This window comes from uncultured Xanthomonas sp. (assembly GCF_964278005.1).
In the GTDB taxonomy this organism is placed as follows: domain Bacteria; phylum Pseudomonadota; class Gammaproteobacteria; order Xanthomonadales; family Xanthomonadaceae; genus Xanthomonas_A; species Xanthomonas_A sontii.
The window spans coordinates 50,051-67,380 of sequence record NZ_CAXYKF010000014.1 but is presented as its reverse complement, the minus strand read 5'-3'; the positions used below and the strand labels follow the sequence as shown (position 1 = coordinate 67,380).

The 17,330-nt window shown below is 69.5% G+C and carries 12 protein-coding genes; 3 read left to right on the top strand and 9 right to left on the bottom strand.

What is annotated here, in order from left to right; all coding sequences use genetic code 11:
• The 7 genes from ACHWVH_RS08465 to ACHWVH_RS08435 all read right to left on the bottom strand — a co-directional run.
• The coding region (locus ACHWVH_RS08465) for an MCP four helix bundle domain-containing protein (RefSeq protein ID WP_295847109.1) at positions 1–952 on the bottom strand (952 nt) is incomplete at its 3' end.
• A gap of 797 nt (positions 953–1,749) precedes the next feature.
• Positions 1,750–4,008: a methyl-accepting chemotaxis protein gene (locus ACHWVH_RS08460; protein WP_152236591.1), complete on the bottom strand. Its 2,259-nt coding sequence runs from the start codon at positions 4,006–4,008 to the stop codon at positions 1,750–1,752.
• Positions 4,009–4,457: 449 nt separating this feature from the next.
• A complete protein-coding gene (locus ACHWVH_RS08455) occupies positions 4,458–5,522 on the bottom strand; it encodes a polysaccharide lyase family 1 protein (RefSeq protein ID WP_394686989.1) in 1,065 nt (354 codons plus the stop codon).
• Positions 5,523–5,941: 419 nt separating this feature from the next.
• Positions 5,942–7,939, bottom strand: coding sequence for a M1 family metallopeptidase (locus ACHWVH_RS08450; RefSeq protein WP_394686988.1), 1,998 nt, complete (start codon positions 7,937–7,939; stop codon positions 5,942–5,944).
• Positions 7,940–8,150: 211 nt separating this feature from the next.
• Positions 8,151–9,098: an aspartate carbamoyltransferase catalytic subunit gene (locus ACHWVH_RS08445; RefSeq protein WP_152236595.1), complete on the bottom strand. Its 948-nt coding sequence runs from the start codon at positions 9,096–9,098 to the stop codon at positions 8,151–8,153.
• A gap of 19 nt (positions 9,099–9,117) precedes the next feature.
• Positions 9,118–9,630, bottom strand: coding sequence for a Holliday junction resolvase RuvX (gene ruvX, locus ACHWVH_RS08440; protein ID WP_394686987.1), 513 nt, complete (start codon positions 9,628–9,630; stop codon positions 9,118–9,120).
• On the bottom strand, positions 9,623–10,189 hold the full coding sequence (locus ACHWVH_RS08435; protein ID WP_010344126.1) for a YqgE/AlgH family protein: 567 nt from the start codon (positions 10,187–10,189) through the stop codon (positions 9,623–9,625). Before ACHWVH_RS08435 ends, ruvX begins: the two co-directional genes overlap by 8 nt.
• A 105-nt stretch (positions 10,190–10,294) precedes the next feature.
• Between ACHWVH_RS08435 and ACHWVH_RS08430 the strand changes: the two genes are divergently transcribed.
• Genes ACHWVH_RS08430 through ACHWVH_RS08420 form a run of 3 tightly spaced genes read left to right on the top strand, consistent with a single transcriptional unit; the run spans position 10,295 to position 13,859 of the window.
• Positions 10,295–12,088, top strand: coding sequence for a DUF4153 domain-containing protein (locus ACHWVH_RS08430; protein WP_394686986.1), 1,794 nt, complete (start codon positions 10,295–10,297; stop codon positions 12,086–12,088).
• A gap of 14 nt (positions 12,089–12,102) precedes the next feature.
• The gene (locus tag ACHWVH_RS08425; RefSeq protein ID WP_043095742.1) at positions 12,103–12,642 is read left to right on the top strand and encodes a DNA-3-methyladenine glycosylase I; all 540 of its coding nucleotides are present in this window, start codon (positions 12,103–12,105) and stop codon (positions 12,640–12,642) included.
• Positions 12,624–13,859, top strand: coding sequence for a hypothetical protein (locus ACHWVH_RS08420; protein WP_394686985.1), 1,236 nt, complete (start codon positions 12,624–12,626; stop codon positions 13,857–13,859). The genes ACHWVH_RS08425 and ACHWVH_RS08420 overlap by 19 nt, the downstream gene beginning before the upstream one ends.
• 210 nt (positions 13,860–14,069) lie before the next feature.
• On the opposite strand, the gene ACHWVH_RS08415 is transcribed toward ACHWVH_RS08420, so the two are convergent.
• Both ACHWVH_RS08415 and ACHWVH_RS08410 read right to left on the bottom strand, forming a co-directional pair.
• Positions 14,070–15,185, bottom strand: a complete 1,116-nt coding sequence (locus ACHWVH_RS08415) for an FAD-dependent monooxygenase (RefSeq protein ID WP_394686984.1) — start codon at positions 15,183–15,185, stop codon at positions 14,070–14,072.
• A 49-nt stretch (positions 15,186–15,234) separates the two neighbouring features.
• Positions 15,235–17,304: a LodA/GoxA family CTQ-dependent oxidase gene (locus ACHWVH_RS08410; protein ID WP_394686983.1), complete on the bottom strand. Its 2,070-nt coding sequence runs from the start codon at positions 17,302–17,304 to the stop codon at positions 15,235–15,237.
• Positions 17,305–17,330 lie beyond the last annotated feature (26 nt).

Sequence of the window (17,330 nt, the reverse complement as noted above, 5' to 3'; positions counted from 1 at the left end):
TGAGGATCTCGACCGCCTCGACGATGGCGTCCAGGTGCTCGAACATCATGGTGTTGATGCCCTTGCTCAGTTCGCCGTACACGCCGGGGAAGTCCTGCGGCATGCGGTGGCTGATGTCCTTGTCGGCGTGCAGCTCGATCATCAACGCGGTTTCGCGGGAGAAGCGCTGCAACTGCGTCTGCATCCCACCCATCGCCAGCAGCAGGCGGCCGGGTTCGTCACGCGCGTCGGTGGCCACGTCGTTGTCCAGGCGGCCGGCTGCGATGGCCTCGGCGGCACGGGTGGCGCGATTCAGCGGCACGGTCAGGCTGCGGGTGATCAGCCACGCCAGCAGGCTGCTGACCAGCACCACCGCCAGTCCGCCGGCGATGAGCATGGCGCGCCCACGCGCCATCGCCGCCGTCGCTTCCGCATAGGCCTCGTTGCTGCGGGTGGCCTGCAGATCGGCATAGCGGGCGATGGCGTCCTGCCATTTCTGCGTCAGCGGCGCGGACTCCCGCATCAGCAGGGCCAGGGCCTCGTCCGGCTTGTCGTGCATGCCCAGATCCATCACCCGGTTGTTGACGTCCACGGTCATCTGCCGGGCGCGATCGACGTCCTCCAGCACGGCCTGGCTCTGCGCACCGCTGGGGATGGCGCCCGCCCGCTTGCGCGCCTCCTGGTAGCGTGCGCGCTGCTCGACGACGACCTTGGCGAAGCGGATGTTGTCTTCCTGGGAGGTCGGCAACACGATGTTGCGGACATTGATGGCCACGACCGAACTGGCGTTGAGCATGTCGCTGGACGCGCGGATGGCGGCGATGTTGCGGTTGACGATGCCGTCCAGTCGCTCGCGCGCCTGGAACAGGGTCAGCAGCCCGGCGACGACCAGCGCCGAGGACAACAGGATGAGGATGCCGAACGCGGTGGCGAGCCGGGCACCGACGTTGTAGCGCTGAAGGAATGCAATCATGGAATGGCCTTTGGGGGAATGAGAGGGGCGATGGAACGCCGCGGACCACGCACGCCGACCAGCCGCCGTTGTGCGCGCCCGCATCGAACGAGATGAATGATTCGTGAAAAAGTGTTTTGAATCAGACGCTTGATGACGCATCCCGCTCGATGTGCGGGCGATGTAACGGCGCCCCGCACGGGGACTTGAGAGGCGATTGCACGGAATTTATTGAACACCCTCAGGCACATCACAGGGATGTGGAGAGGCCATTCGCACTGCGTCCGGATCGGCGTTTTCGCGTGAATACCGCGTGCACGTCATGTTGCAACGGCCGGCACGACGCTTGCTTGCGGCGCGAGGTCGCAGCGAGGAAAAAGTTTTCCGATTGGCCGCACAACGGAGACCTCGACACGCGATGCGAAGGCCAGGAACGCGATCGCGGTCACTTCGCAGCGTCGGCCGGGAACCCGCGGCCGCAGCCACGGCGGCAGCGATGCTGTCGTACAAGGGACGCGTCGCATCACGCGCACGGCGTCTGCTGCACGGCAGCGGCGCACGTGACGGCGTGCTGGATGCTCACGCGGGCAACACGCGCGTAAGCCCCACGCAGGCGTGAGGAAGGAGCAGGACGCCCACGCGCGCGGCGTGGGCGTCGGTCAGAAACAGCGTGCCGCGCCGAGGCAGGCACGGCATCGCGACCGCAGTGGAACATCCTCGGATCTGCGGGATGCGGCACCGGCGGCCGCAAGGCAACCGATACGCGACAGGCGAGCGACGCGCATTGCGCCGCTCGCCGATGACAGGCGCCGTGCGGCTCAGAACTCCTGCCAATCCTTGTCCAGCGCCATCGCCGCCGCCGGCTGCGCCGCACGCCGCGCAGGTGCGGCCTTGGCCGCTGCCGGAAGGACGTTGCGCTTGCCCGCGGGCGTCGCGGTGGCCTGGTGCCGCGGTGCCTGCGCTACCGGCGTGGCCGCGGATGCGTCGAGCTTGAACAGCGCCACCGCCTGGCTCAGTTCCACCGCCTGCTGCTCCATCGAGCGCGCCGCCGCACTGGCCTCTTCCACCAAGGCCGCGTTCTGCTGGGTGCTCTCGTCCATCTGCGTCACGGTCTGGTTGACCTGCTCGATGCCGGCCGACTGCTCCTGCGAGGCGGCGGAGATTTCCCCCATGATGTCGGTGACACGCTGCACCGAGGTCACGATCTCGGTCATGGTCTTGCCTGCCCGGTCGACCAGGACCGAACCTTCGGCGACGCGGCTCACCGAATCGTCGATCAGGCTCTTGATCTCCTTGGCCGCGCTGGCCGAGCGCTGCGCCAGCGTGCGCACCTCGCTGGCGACCACGGCGAAACCGCGCCCCTGGTCGCCGGCACGCGCGGCTTCCACCGCCGCGTTGAGGGCCAGGATGTTGGTCTGGAAGGCGATGCCGTCGATCACCGAGATGATGTCGGCGATGCGCCGCGACGCATCCTCGATGCCGCTCATGGTGGTCACCACCTGGCCGACCACGTCGCCGCCCTGCGAGGCGACCGAGGCCGCACCGGCGGCGAGCTGATTGGCCTGGCGCGCGTGCTCGGCGTTCTGGCGAACGGTGGAGGTCAGTTCCTCCATCGAGGCTGCGGTTTCTTCCAGGCTGGCGGCCTGCTGCTCGGTGCGGCGCGACAGATCGTCGTTGCCGGCGGCGATCTCGCTGGCCGCGGCATTGATCGACACCGCCGAGTGCTTGATGCGTCCGACGATGCCGGCCAGCTGCTCGGCGGTGGCATTGGCGTCGTCGCGCATCTGCGCGAACACGCCGCGGAAATCGCCGTGCATGCGCGCGGTCAGATCGCCCGCGGCGATCGCCTGCAGCAGGGTCGACAGCGCCTGCAGGTTGCCATCGGCGGTGGCCATCAACTGGTTGAGGCTGTCCACCATCACCCGGAAGTCGTACTGGAAGCGCTCGGCGTCGCCGCGCGCGCTGAAGTCGCCGTCGGCGGCGGACGTCGCCAGTTGCTTGATCTGCCCGTTCATCGCCGACAGGTTGGCCTTGACCTCGTCCATGGTCTGGCTCAGCACCGCCTCCTCGCCGGGCAGGCGGTCCATGTCCTGCGACAGGTCGCCGATCGCGTAGCGGCCCATGATCTGCGCCAGGCGCGTCTTCACCGCCAGGTGCGAGGCCACCAGCGCATTGGTCTCGGCCGCCATGCGCCCGTAGTCGCCCGGGAAGGCCTGCGCTTCGATGCGATGGCTGACTTCGCCCGCGTCGTGGCGCTTGGCCATTTCCAACTGCGCGCCGATCAGGTTGCTGACCTGCTGCTGCATGCCCTGCATCGCAACCAGCAGACGTCCGGTTTCGTCGCGGGCGTCGGTGCGTACGTCGTTGTCGAGCTTGCCGCTGGCGATGGCCTCGGCGACACGCGTGGCGCGGGTCAGCGGCACGGTCAGGCTGCGGGTGATCAGCCAGGCCAGCAGGCCGCTGACCAGCACCACGAGCACGCCACCGGCCACCAGCAGGCTGCGGCCGCGGTCCATCGCGACGTTGGCGCCGGCGTAGGCCTCGGCACCGCGCGTGCGCTGCCGGTTGGCATAGGTATTGATCGCCTCCTGCCATTGCTGCGTCGCCGGTCCGGCCTCCGCCATCAGGACTTTCAATGCCTCATCGGCCTTGTTGGCCATGCCCAGGTCCAGGACCTTCTGGTTGGCGAGACGGGTCCGATCGTAGGCGTCGTCGATGGCCTTGCGCATCTGCGCGCCGGTGGCATCGCTGACCGGGATCGCATAGAGCTTGTCGTGGACCTCACCGTAGTAGCGGCGCTGCTGGTCGACGGCCTTGGCGAATCGCTCGTTCTCTTCCTGCGTGGTCGGCAGCACGATGTTGCGCAGATTGACCGCCACCTGTGCGCTGGCATTGCGCATTTCGCCGGTGTAATCGAGGATCTGCATGCGCCGGTTGACGATGGTGTCCATCATCTCGCGCGCCTGTTTCAGCGTCAGCAGCCCGGCGACGACGAGCGCACAGGAGAGCAGGATGAGGACGCCGAAGGCGGACGCGAGCCGCGTCCCGACGTTGTAGCGTTGCAGGATTCCGATCATGAGGGGCCACCAAGTAAGAAAAGGAGAGCAGCCCGCGCCACGACCTGGATCGCGCAGGACACCCTCGGGCCAACGGCCTGGGCGCGATGCGACGGAGAAGAAGGAAAAGACACTTCCAGCACCGGCCGCATCGGGGTGTCCCATGCGGGTACTCGTACTAGGTAACGGCGACCCGTAAAGAATCTTGATGCGCAACTGCGCACAGTTTTCTAAATTCCCTCAGCATCGTGACTACGATGTACACGTTGCGCGTCTCCCTCACGCCACCGTTGCGCACTCGTAAATTCCATGTGAAACAAGGATTAGAAGGCGCCCTATCGGCGCCGGCGCACGTCACACTTACCGCCGAAGGCGTCGCCACGCGCACACCAAGAATGTCGTAAACGGCATATATCCGCGACCGCCCGGGCGACCGGCCTCCGCGCCGTCGGGCGCGGAGGCGGCGTGCCTTACTCGGCCAGGTTGGTGCCGGCACCGGCGGTGGCGATGACCTTGGCCTTGACCTGCGCGGCAGGGATCGCCGTGTACATGTAACCCAGCGACTCGGGATAGGTCTTGGACGAGATCCAGGTGGTGGCGTTGGCGTAGGGCTTGCTGGTGCTCTCCGGCACCGTCCAGGTGGTGCCGCTGCCGACGTAGTTGTTGATCAGGTCCCAGTAGCCGATCTCGCTGCTGTCGCGCGAGGTCACCGGGTTCTTGATGTTCTCGAAGTAGTTGGCTTCGATCAGCGCCACCCCGCCCATGCGCACGTTGATGCCGGAGGTGAAGACGTTGTTGAAGTAGTTGTTGTAGATGTGGCTCAACCCGCGCCGCTGCAGCGGCAGGCGCGATTCCACGTTCTCGAAGCGGTTGTGATGGTAGGTGGTGCGCGCGGCGGCGTTCTGGGTATCGCTGTCGCTGTAGCCGTTGAGCGCGACCTTCTGGTAGTCGTGGATGTAGTTGTACGACACGGTGACGTGGTTGACGCCCTTCTTCATGTCGATGCCGCCGTCGAAGGACGCGTCGCCGGCGCCGGGGCATTTGGTCAGCGAGGCGAAGATGGTGTTGTGGTCCACCCAGATGTTGGACGGCTGGCCGCTGGAATTGCCTTCGAGCGAGATCGAATCGGCGTCCTCGCCGCCGGGCAGCAGGCCGATGGTCATGTTGCGGATGATGACGTTGTGCGCATTGCCGACCACGCGCACGCCGAAGTTGGCCGAGGAGCCGTTCGCCCCCTTGATGGTGATGTCGCGCTTGTTCTTGATCTGCACGGTCTTGGCCGGCAGCTTCCATTGCGTGCATACGTCGGTGATGCTGGCGTAGTTGAAGCTGCCGGTGTAGTTGAGCACCAGGCCGCCGGAGCCGGCGTAGTTGTCGATCGCCGCCTGCATCGCCTCCATCGTGGCGACGTTGACCGGAATGGCGTTGCCGCCACCGGTGGTGTTGGCGCCGTAGCCGACCGGGCCGGCGAAGGCCGGGGCGGCGCCGACGGCCAGAGCGAGCGCCAGTGCGCCCCTGCGGAACTGCTGCTGCATGATGTCTCTCCCATCTGTCGCGATGAGTGCAGGACGCATGACAGTGCATGCATGCGCCGGCACGGGGCGTGGGGGCCGGCGGCATTCTTGGAATGCGCGCGGCGGCCGGTGCAATCGCCGCGACGCAGAACTGGAACCCTGCGCTCCGTTCGCCGCGCGGGACAGGACAAGCGGACACGCACGGTCCGCAGGAGACAGACAGCGACAGCCGGGGACAGGCTTCCCGCACGCACGCTGCGTTGGACGCACCTCGCCGGCAACGACGGCGAACGGCCGTGCATCGCGCGCATCGCCATCGCCGTCGGCACACCGCGCAGGGACAAGCGCACGCTGGCGCTGCGCGGCCGCGAATGTTGCGGCCGCAGCACGTTTGCGCGGGCCATCCGACGCCGAACAGGCACCGGATGGCCGCAACGCGCTCAGCTCACCGTGTCCAGGCGGTTGTCGCTGCGGTCGGCGTCGGGCAGCACGTGGTCCGGATCCAGGGTCACGTGCAGCACCTTCTGCGTACTCGGCACCCGGATCTGCGGCTGGGTCTGCTGCATCCAGGTCTCCACCGGCACGCGCTGATCCAGATGACTGCCGTCGGCGAAGTCGATGCGCAAGGTCGCCGGCATCACCAGCTTCTGGCGGCTACGCAGGGTCACCAGCAGGCCCTTGGCCGGATCATGATCGACGTAAGCGGCCGCGCGCACGCCCATGTCCAGCTGCCAGTTGTTGAAATACCAGCCGCGCCACCACCAGCTCAGATCCTCGCCGGCCTCGCTCTCCATCAGCCGGAAGAAATCCGACGGCGTCGGGTGCTTGTAGGCCCAGGTGGCGATGTACTTGCGGAACGCCGGATCGAAGCGCGCCGGCCCGAGGATCTGTTCGCGCAGCAGCACCAGGCCCAGCGCGCCCTTGAAGTAGGTCAGCGGATGCCGGTATTTCTCGCTGGTGGCGTCGGCGCGATCGAGCAGGGTCGGCGCCTGCGCGTCGGCCAGCAGTGGCAGAATCTCGTCCACCGGGTTGCCGCCGCCGGGCGCGTACTCGCCATCGCGCTTGGGTGCGAACTCGCCATGGTTGATCGCGTCGGAGGCGTAGACGTCGATGAAGGTATTGAAGCCCTCGTCCATGAACGCATGGCGGCGCTCGTTGGAGCCGACGATCATCGGGAACCAGCCGTGACCGAGTTCGTGCGCGGTGATCCAGAACAGTTGCTTGCCGCCGTCCTCCATGTCGTCGAAGACGATGCCCGGATATTCCATGCCGGCGCCGTGGCCGCCCAGGTTCACCGCCGCCGGCCACGGGTACGGATACCACTGCGAGAAGTGCTCGATCGAGGCTTTGACGAACTCGGTGGAGCGGCCCCACTTGTCGCTGCCGACCGCGCTGCGCGGATACACCGACATCGCCAGCGCATGCTTGCCTTCGGGCAGGTTGATCCGCGCCGCATCCCACACGAACGCTGGCGAGGCGGCGAAGGCGACGTCGCGGGTGTGGTCCATGTGGAAGCGCCAGGTCTGGGTGCCGCTGGCGCTGGGCCGGCTGGCCGGCGTGCCCACCTCATCGGCGCCGCGGATGGTCACCGTGCTGTCGCTGGCGGCGGCTTGCGCGAGGCGCTGGCGCTGGGTGGCGGTGAGCACCTGCGCCGGGTTCACCAGCTCGCCGGACCCGGCCACCAGGTAGTCCCACGGCACCGTCACCGCGTAGTCGAAATCGCCGTACTCCAGGTAGAACTCCGCGCCCAGGTAGGGCTGGGTGTCCCAGCCGCGCAGGTCGTCGTACACCGCCATGCGCGGATACCACTGCGCGATCTCGTAGATGTCGCCGTCGGCGGTGGGCGTGACCGCGGTGCGGCCGCCCCAGGTGCCGGGCACGGTGTAGGTGTAGTCGATGTGCAGCTTGAGCGCCTTGCCGCTGGCCAGCGGCTGCGGCAGATCCACGCGCATGCGTGTGTCGTCGATCAGGAAGGTCGCCGCCACGCGCTTGCCGCCCTGCTCCAGTTCCACCTTGGCGATGCGGTAGCCCTCGGTGCTCTGCGGCGCGGGCCGGTCGGCACGCGCGGCGCGCAGGGTACGGGCGCGGGCATCGACGCGATACAGGTTCTGGTCCAACTGCAGCCACAGCACGTCCAGCGTGTCCGGGCTGCGGTTGCTGTAGGTGATGGTCTCCTGGCCGCGCAGGGTGTGCGTGGCCGGTTCCAGGGTGGCGTGCAGGTCGTAGTCGGCGCGGTTCTGCCAGTACTGCGGGCCGGGCACGCCGCCGCCGCTGCGGTAGGCGTTGGCCGGCTGCGGCAACTGCAGCGGTGCGAACAGCGCCTGCGGATCATAGGTGCCGGCGCTGTCCGCGGCAGCAGTGGCGGCGTCGGCCTGGGCGGCGGCGATAAGGGAAACACAGGCCGCGGCGAACGCAGCGCGGCGCAGGACAAGGATCATGGTGGCGTCCGTGGGGAGGATCGCCGCCGATGGTAGGCCGATTGGGGATGGCGCGAATGTGCCGTTCGCCACCTTCGGCAGCGGATGCTCGGCAAGGCGGGGTAGCAGCGGCTTCAGCCGCGATGGGCGCTACCGGGAAGGCCCGTCGCGGCTGATCCCCGAAAAGGGGACAAGCGCCGCTCCGACGACGACAGGACGACGCGCGCCGGGCTCAGCCCAGCAAGGTCTCCAGCACCGCCATGCGCACCGCCACGCCGTTGGCGACCTGGCGCAGGATGCACGACTGCGCGCCGTCGGCGACTTCGTCGGTGATCTCCACGCCGCGATTGATCGGGCCCGGATGCAGCACCACTGCGTCCTTCGACGCGCGGCGCAGCCGCTCGGCGGTGAGGCCGTACTGGCCGTGGTAGTCCTCCAGCGAGGTCACCAGGCCTTCCTCCATGCGCTCGCGCTGCAGGCGCAACATCATCACCGCGTCCACGCCGTCGAGCATGGCGTCGAAATCCTCGCCGACCACGCAGCCGTCCAGGGTGTCGTCGTCGGGCAGCAGCGCGCGCGGACCGCAGACGCGCACTTCGCCGGCCCCGAGGGTGCGCAGCGCGTGCAGGTCCGAGCGCGCCACCCGCGAATGCTTGACGTCGCCGACGATGACCAGCTTGAGCTTGGAGAAATCGCCACCCTTCGCGTGGCGCAGGGTCAGCATGTCGAGCAGGCCCTGGGTGGGATGCGCGCTGCGGCCGTCGCCGGCGTTGATCAGCGCGGTGCCCTCGCCCGCCGCCTCGGCCAGACGCTCCACTGCGCCATCCTCGGGGTGGCGCACGACGAAGCCGCGCACGCCCATCGCTTCCAGGTTCTTCAGCGTGTCGCGCGCGGTCTCGCCCTTGCGCGTGGACGAGGTGGAGGCGTCGAAGTTCAGCACGTCGGCGCCGAGCCGCTGCGCGGCCAGCTGGAACGAACTGCGGGTGCGCGTGGACGGTTCGAAGAACAGCGTGCACACCGCGGTGCCGGCCAGCACGTTGCGCTTGCCGACCCGACCCACCGCCGCGTCGCGGATCTGCCCGGCGCGGTCCAGCAGTTGCAGCAGGGTCGCGCGCGGCAGCCCTTCCAGGGTCAGCAGGTGGCGCAGGCGCCCGTTCGAATCGAGTTGCGGATCAGTCATGGCGGGTCCGGGCAGTGGATCAGGGAGGGGGAATGGCGTCGTCGGGCGCGGCCAGCCAGCGCTCCACGATCACCGCGGCGGCCACCGCGTCCAGCGCGGCGGCGTCGCGGCGGCGCTTGCGGCCGGCGGCACGGTCCACCGCGAAGCGTTGCGCGGCCTCGACCGAACTGGAGCGTTCGTCGACCAGCACCACCGGCAGGCGGTAGCGCGCGCCCAGTTCGCGGGCGAAGGCATGCGCGCGCTTGCGGTTGGGCTGGTCGGCACCGTCGAGGGTGAGCGGATCGCCGACCACCAGGCCGTGCGGCCGCCATTCGGCATGCAGCCGGTCCAGCGCCGGCCAGTCCGGCCCCTGCGCATGCACGTCGATCACCGCCAGCGCGCGCGCGCCGTTGCCGAAACAACTGCCGACGGCCACGCCGATGCGGCGGTGACCGACGTCGAAACCGAGCACGGTGCCGTCGCGGCGGATCGTCGCGGGCGCGGCGCTGGCGGGCGCGGGTGCGCCAGGCGCAGGCAGGCCGGACTCAGGCATGCCCGCTGTAGTCGGTGAGGCGGAACAAGTCCACGCCGATGCGCCCGGCCGCGGTCTGCCAGCGCCGCTCCAGCGGCAGCTCGAACAGCAGTTCGGCATCGGCCGGTGCGGTCAGCCAGCTGTTCTCGCCCAGTTCGTATTCCAGTTGGCCGGCGCCCCAGCCGGCGCAGCCCAGCGCGACCACCGCGTTGCGCGGCCCCTCGCCGCGCGCCATCGCCTCGAGCACGTCGCGCGAGGTGGTCAGGTACAGGCCGTCGGCGAACGCCAGGCTGGAATCCCAGCCGTGCGCGCCGTCGTGGATGACGAAGCCGCGCTCCGGATGCACCGGCCCGCCGCTGAGCACCACCTGCTCGCGCAGCGTGGCGTCGATGGTCTCGATGCCCATCTGCTCCAGCACTTCGCCCAGGGTGTATTCGGAGGCGCGGTTGACCACCACGCCCATCGCGCCGTTCTCGTCGTGCTGGCAGATCAGCGCCACGCTGCGGGCGAAGTTGGGATCGGACAGCGCCGGCAGCGCGATCAGCAGTTGGTTGGCCAGAGGCGTGGGCAAAGCGGACATGGCCCCATTCTATCGTCCCTCCCGCGTGCGCGCTGCCCGGGCTGCGGCGGGCTGCCATAATCCGCCCGACCGCGGCCGCGACCGGTCGCCCAGGAGCACGCACGCATGGACACGCCCCCCGACCTGCCACGCCAGACCCGCGCCTTCATCGTGCTGGTGGCCCTGCTGCAGGGCGCGCTGCTGTACCTGGCGCAGCGCGGCGCCGAGCGCGGCCTGTGGCCGTTCGGCTCCCTGGGCGGCCAGGTGTGCTGGTACACCCTGGTGCTGACCGTGCCGACCATGACACTGCTGTCGGTGCGGCACCTGGGCGCGCTGCGCCTGTGGCAGCACACCGTCGCGGTGGCGGTGCTGGTGGCGGCCCTGTCCGCCTGGGCGGTGTGGAACGCCACCGGCGCGCCCGGCCTGCGCGCCGGCCAGGTGCTGGGCCCGTTCGCTGCGACCGTGGCGCTGGCGATGTTCGTGCTGCTGCCGTGGCTGCAGTGCCGGCTGCAGCACGGGCGCTGGCAGGCGCCGTACCGCGACCTGTTCGAGCATGCCTGGCAGAACGCGCTGACCCTGGCGCTGGCGCTGCTGTTCGTGGGGATCTGCTGGCTGGTGCTGTGGCTGTGGGGTGCGCTGTTCGCGCTGGTCAAGCTGACCCTGTTCCGCGACCTGTTCCGGCAGACCGCCTTCGTCTACCTGGCCACCGGCACCATGTTCGGCCTGGGCATCCTGATCGGCCGCACCCAGCAGCGCGCGGTGCAGGTGATGCGGCAGATCCTGTTCGCGATCTGCACCGGATTGCTGCCGCTGCTGGCGTTCGTGGCGGTGCTGTTCGCGCTGAGCCTGCCGTTCACCGGCCTGCAGCCGCTGTGGGAGACCCGCGCGGCGGCCAGCATCCTGATCGCCGTGGTGGCCACGCTGGTGGTGTTCGTCAATGCGGTGTACCAGGACGGCACCGCCGACGCGCCCTACCCGGCCTGGCTGCAACGGGTGATCGACGCCGGGCTGCTGAGCCTGCCGCTGTACGCAGGGCTGGCGCTGTACGCGCTGTGGCTCCGAATCGCGCAGTACGGCTGGAGTACCGAGCGCTTTGCCGGCGTGCTGGTCGCGGTGGTCGCCTGCGGCTACGCATGCGGTTATGCCTGGGCGGTGCTGCGCCCGGGCGCGCGCTGGCTGCAGCCGCTAGCGCCGGTGAACCGGGTGTTGTCGTGGGTGGTGATCGGCCTGGCGCTGGCGACCAGTTCGCCGCTGCTGGACCCCTACCGCCTGGTCGTCGGCGACCAGTTGCAGCGCCTGGCCGATGGCCGCACCAGCGCCGCGCAACTGGACCTGGCCTACCTGCGCTTCGACAGCGGCCGCCGTGGCTATCGGGCGGTACAGGCGCTGCGCGAGGTGCCCGCGTTCGCCGACGATCCGGTGCAGCGCGAGCGCCTGCAGCGGATGCTGCAGCGCCAGCAGCGCTGGGGCGGCGACAACGAGGATGCGCCGCGCAGCACCGATCCGCTGCAGGTGCGCCAACGCATCGTGCCGGCCGCCGGCAGCGCCGAGCCCGACGCCGCCTGGTGGCAGGCGCTGCTGGCCGGCAAGATCGAGGACGGCAATTGCCGGCGCGAGGGCGCGCAGTGCGTGGCGCTGCGCCGCGACCTGGATGGCGATGGCCACGACGACGTGCTGCTGTGCAATGCCAGCGCCGGCTACGGCGTCGAATGCCGGATCCACACCGACCCGGGCAGCGGCTGGCGCGACGTGGCGCGGACGCATTTCTTCCCGCGCCACGGCGACAACGCCGAGGCGCTGTACCAGGCACTGCGCGACGGCAAGCTGCAGGTGCTGCCGCGGCGCTGGCCCGACCTGCAACTGCCCGGCACCCAGCGGACCGAGCTGTACCCCGCCGACCCCAACGACCAGATCGACTGACGGACACCCGCCGCATGAGCAGCTACTGCGATATCGCCCCCGGGCACCCGGTGCACGGCCACTACCACGACCACGAGTACGGCGTGCCGCAACGCGCCGAAGCCGACCTGTTCGAACGGCTGGTGCTGGAGATCAACCAGGCCGGGCTGAGCTGGGAGCTGATGCTGAAGAAGCGCGCCGGCTTCCGCGCCGCCTACGCCGGGTTCGACGTGGACACGGTGGCGGCCTTCGGCGAGGCCGACGTGCTGCGCCTGCTCGGCGATGCCGGGATCATCCGCAACCGGCTCAAGGTGCAGGCGGCGATCCACAACGCGCAGGTGATCCAGCGCCTGCGCGCCAGCCACGGCAGCTTCGCCGCCTGGCTGGACGCGCAGCATCCGCGCAGCAAGGCCGAGTGGATCAAGCTGTTCAAGCGCACTTTCCGCTTCACCGGCGGCGAGATCACCGGCGAGTTCCTGATGAGCCTGGGCTACCTGCCCGGCGCGCACCGCGAAGACTGCCCGGCGTTCGCGCGCATCGCGCAGCTGGATCCGCCGTGGATGCGCAGCGCATGAACGGCGCCGCAGCGCCTGCTGCGCCTGCGCGCTTCGCCGCCGCACCACGGTGGATGCCACGGATACGGCCGACATCGTGGGCGACGGCGGCGCTGCTCGCACTGGCCGCATGCCCGGCGCCCGCGCATGCGGGCGCCCCCGGGACGGCGACGCTGCCGCAGGTACTCGAGCAGCTGCGCCGCGAGATCGAGGCCGAACCGGCCAGCAACCCCACGCCGATCGACACGGTGCTACAGCGCCATGAGGACACCACTGGCGTGAGCTTCGACCTCGCCGCAGCGGGCGCCGCAGCCGCGCCACTCGTGCAACCGGCCGGTGTCACCGCAGACGAATGGCAAGCGGTGCGCACATACATGGGTGACGCCGGCACCGCGCAGGACGACGTTTCCGAAAACGGCGACGACCACTACACCCTGCTCGATCTGGACGAAGACGGGCAACGCGATCTGGTGATCACATCCTATGTCGGCGGCACTGGCCTGTTCACCGAGATCACGGTGCTGCGCCGCGACCCCGTACACGGCTTCCTTGCCCTGCCCAACACCGCACCCGACACAGCGCCGGCGACAGGCACCTTCAGCATCAACGGCCGCGGCAGCGATCAGACCCTGTACTGGCTGCGCATCGACGGCCGCAGCTATGCCGCCTATCGCGACGGCGACTACTTCCAGGACACGCTGACGCTGTCGCGCCCGCTATCGCCGCTGCCACAAGAGCACAGCAGCTCCCGCGTGCTGCAGGTGCGCTACCGCTATCGGCATACGCTGGCGCCTGCGCCAGATACTGCGAACGCCACGACCGAGGAGCAGGACGCCGCACGCTGGCTGACGCAGCACCCGCAACTGCGCGCGGTCGCGGACCGGGAGTTGCAGCGCCTCGGCTTCGACGCACAGGGCCGGCAACGCCGGCCGAACCCGGACGCGCGCTGCCCGGTTCCAGCAGCGACCAGCGACCCCGAAGAACGCGCGCAATGGCCGTGGCACGGGCCCGGTCACTATACGTTCGACTACGTCGCCGACATACGCCTGCGGCAAGGATCGGATTGCTACAGCGCCAGCATCGTCGCCTTCCGCAGCAGCAACCTGACCTCCTACGCTGCCTGCTGTGCGCTGTGGCTGTACGCCGCGCCCGGCGAGCAGGCGGTGACCTTGCCGCTGCTGTCCAAGCGCGAGCGCAGCAGCGTCAGGCTGACCGCGGCGGCTCCGCCCGCGCAGTGAACGTGGGCGGATTACCGCGGCTCCGTCGCCACCTGCTCGCGCGCGATGCAACGGAAATGCGCCCCCGCTGGGTCACGCCGGAAACGGCGGCGTTGGCACGCGAGCACGGATGGTGCGGGGGGCAGCCCCATACCGCCGGCAAGTGGTTGGCGTTGAAGGAATCTGAGCGCCGGCGTCCTCTACCGCTCGCGCACGGCGTGGCGGTCGGCATCACCCCGCCAGCCGCGCCTGCCAGAACGGCGCCTGCGCCCAACGCCGCTCGCGCGCGTACAGCGCCCCGCGTTCGCGCAGGTAGGCGCGGAAGCGCGCGAACACGCCCTCCTGGTACGCTGCCAGCGGCGCCGGGCCAGCTCCCTGCAGATGCGCTGCCAGTGCGTGCGCGGCGGCCTCGCCGTCCTGCAGGGCCTTGACGATGCCGTGCGCGGTCAGCGGATCGTAGGCGCTGGCCGCGTCGCCCACTGCCAACCAGTCGGCGCCCACCACGCGGCTGAGAATCGCCGACGGCCCCAGTGCGGCGATCAGGCCATCGGCCTCCGGCGCGCGGGCCGCGCCCTGCGCCAACCATTGCGCGACGTGCCGGGTCGTTCGCGCCGCTGCCAGCCACACGTCGCGGTCCAGGTACTGCCGTTGCCGGCGCGGCTCCAGCGCCAGGGCCAGCATCAAGCGCTCATGCGGCAACTTCGCCGCATACCACCAGCCGTCGGCGCAGGCCTCCAACAAGGCCTGCGACGGAATCGCCTCGGCCTGCTCCAGCGCGAACACACCGGCGACGAAGGCCAGGCAATCCACCTCGTTGCGGGCAACGCCCAGCCGCCGCACCGCCGCGGCGGCGATGCCGCTGGCGTCCACCAGGAACCCGGCGCGCAGCCGGCGCACGCCGCCCTGCTCTTCGTGCAGTTCCAGCACGTGATCGCCATCGGCGGCGCGGCCGACCGCGCCCAGGCGCAGGCCGCGCAGCAGCGTACCGCCCTGCGCCGGCACCGCCGCGGCCAGCATCGCGTCGAAGGCGGCGCGGTCCACGTGCCAGCCCTTGCCGTGGCCGGCGACGATGAAATCGTTGTAGCCCAGCTCCGGCCGGCCCCAGCTGGCGCAACTGCCGGCCGAGGCCAGCGGCCGCTGCGCCAGGAACGCGTCCCACACGCCCAGCCGCTGCAGCGCGGCACTGGCGGTCGGCGCCAGCGCCTCGCCCAGCCGCCAGCCTGCGGCGCGGCCCATGTCGACCACGACCACGTCCCCGACCCCGCGCGCGGCCAGCGCCAGCGCCGTGGCGCAGCCGGCCGCGCCGCCGCCGACGATGGCGACGGTGCAGCGGTCGTGCGCGCTCATCGGCGTGTCCCGCCCAGAGACGTCCATATGCTCCCGAGGTGCGTGCTCATCACACCTTCGGATCGACCGGCATGTTCGCCATCGGCCACGGCGCCACGAACTCCTGGCCCGGATCGAACTGGCTCGCCACTTCGAGGAACAGCTCGGCCGGGTACGGCGGCTTGCCGGAAACCTGCGCGATCTGCGCGCCACTGATGACGAAGCCCACCTTGGACCAGTTGGCGACGAAGTCCGCGTACGCCTGGAAGCGTCCGGCCCTGGTCGGATACGGACTGTCGGTGCCGACGCCGCGGACCGAGTACACCTGCGGCCCCAGGTACCAGGTGTTGTCGTCCGGATCGACCTGGCACAGCGCCGCCGGGTAGACCGCGAACGGCCGCTCGGCCGGCCACGACCAGAACAAGGTGTTGTTCGGATTGACGGTCTGCTGCCCCGGATTGGGATCGGGCAGATGGGTGGCGCAGGAGTTGTAGTCGGTGTGCCAGGGCACCGACATGAACTTGGACAGGTCGCCCGGCTCCACCAGGTGCTGCTGCAGCGGCACATAGCCGAAGCTCAGGAACGCGCTGCCCTGGTTCGCCTTGCTGTAGTCCAGCGGCGCCTGGTTGATGCGGAACGGTCCGCAATCCTGGGCCTTCCAGTCCTGCACGTAGAGGTTCACGTCGCGGATCGGGAACGACACCTCGATGCCCGGGCTGTAGCGGCCGCCGAGGCAGTTCTGCAGGGTGACGCGGTCCAGCGCTTCGCCAGGGCCCAGCACAGGTGCGCCGCCCTGCACGTAGTTCTTGCCGTGCCACTGGCTCAGCAGGAAGTATTGGGTGGAACTGACGCTGAGAAAGCTCTTCTGCGCATCGCCCAGCGACAGCGGCATCATCGGCGAGCCGGTCTCGGTGTCGGCGGCGGAGGCCGGGTCGCGGATCAGCGTCTTCAGGTTGGGAATCTTCGCGCTCGGATCGTCGGTGGGCTGGATCTGCCCGATCATGTCGTGGCCCTTGACCGCTCCCGACGGCAGATTGGTGTTCCAGCGCTGCAGCATCGCCGCGTGGAAGATCGGCTGGATGTCGTCGCTGAAGGACGGCTGGTAGGTGGCGACGAATGCGTTGTTGGCGTACAGCGACGGCACAAGGCCCAGTGCGCGCACCCACACGTCGTAGACGTCGTCCCAGGTGGACACCACGTTGCGGGTCTGCGGCGCATAGCCCGGATCGCCGGTGACGTACCAGGCACCCTGCACGCTGGCGGTGGATCCGTCGTTGAAGATCAGCACGGCATTGACCGGGCCATCGGCCGCGTCGTCGTACCACAGGCCGTTCTCGGTCGCGTCCTCCAGCGGCGGATAGCTGCCATCGGCCCCGATCACCGCCGAGGTGCGGGCGAAGCCGCCGGCCACGATCAGCGCGCCGTTGGCCTCCACGCGCATGTCGCCCAACGAATCGAGCTTGCCGAGCGGTTCGTGCAGCGTATGGAACATCGAGGGAAAGCTGACCGGATAGGCCGGCTGCGGGTGGATCGTGCCGCTGGCATCGGCGTAGCTGGCGGTGCTGGTCATGTCGAAGCCAACCACGGCGCTGCCCGCGGCGGCGGCGCTGAGCGCGCGCGGGCCTGCATCGATCACCAACTGCCGCAACCGTGTCGGATCGTTGGGATCGCTGGGATTTGCGGCATCGGGATAGTTCGGGTTGCGCAGTTCCAGCAGCCCGGGCTCCTCGTAGGCGCCGATGCCGCGAAACTGGCCGCCCTGGCTCACCGTCGAATAGTTGTTGAGCTTCTTGTTGGCCAGATGCACGGTCCACACGATGTCCTTGACCGTCTTGCCGTCGATCGAGCTGCCGACGTCCACGCGCACGCCGCCGCCGTTGGGATACGTGCCGGAACTGCCGCTGGGATAGGCGTAGATGTGGAAGCGCGCGGCCTGGCGCTTGACGTTGCCGGCGGCGTCGCGGAACTGCTCGGCGATGATCGGCGTGGACTCGGTGCCGGGCTGCACCGGCAGCCCGCCCATCAGCCCGTCGGCACCGCGGGTGCCGGCCGCGGTCACCGGTGCGAGATAGAACTCCTGGCTGTCGCCAACGCGGCCGATGCCGATTGCCGGATGCACGCGAAACACGTTGCTGGTCATGGTGACTTGCTCCTGATCCGGATGAG

What these genes read in the sequence shown, in the direction of transcription:
- ACHWVH_RS08460 (WP_152236591.1), bottom strand. Translation starts at nt 4,008, where the DNA reads ATGATCGGAATCCTGCAACGCTACAACGTCGGGACGCGGCTCGCGTCC.
- ACHWVH_RS08410 (WP_394686983.1), bottom strand. Translation starts at nt 17,304, where the DNA reads ATGACCAGCAACGTGTTTCGCGTGCATCCGGCAATCGGCATCGGCCGC.
- ACHWVH_RS08425 (WP_043095742.1), top strand. Translation starts at nt 12,103, where the DNA reads ATGAGCAGCTACTGCGATATCGCCCCCGGGCACCCGGTGCACGGCCAC.
- ACHWVH_RS08415 (WP_394686984.1), bottom strand. Translation starts at nt 15,185, where the DNA reads ATGAGCGCGCACGACCGCTGCACCGTCGCCATCGTCGGCGGCGGCGCG.
- ACHWVH_RS08455 (WP_394686989.1), bottom strand. Translation starts at nt 5,522, where the DNA reads ATGCAGCAGCAGTTCCGCAGGGGCGCACTGGCGCTCGCTCTGGCCGTC.
- ruvX (WP_394686987.1), bottom strand. Translation starts at nt 9,630, where the DNA reads ATGCCTGAGTCCGGCCTGCCTGCGCCTGGCGCACCCGCGCCCGCCAGC.
- ACHWVH_RS08435 (WP_010344126.1), bottom strand. Translation starts at nt 10,189, where the DNA reads ATGTCCGCTTTGCCCACGCCTCTGGCCAACCAACTGCTGATCGCGCTG.
- ACHWVH_RS08430 (WP_394686986.1), top strand. Translation starts at nt 10,295, where the DNA reads ATGGACACGCCCCCCGACCTGCCACGCCAGACCCGCGCCTTCATCGTG.
- ACHWVH_RS08445 (WP_152236595.1), bottom strand. Translation starts at nt 9,098, where the DNA reads ATGACTGATCCGCAACTCGATTCGAACGGGCGCCTGCGCCACCTGCTG.
- ACHWVH_RS08450 (WP_394686988.1), bottom strand. Translation starts at nt 7,939, where the DNA reads ATGATCCTTGTCCTGCGCCGCGCTGCGTTCGCCGCGGCCTGTGTTTCC.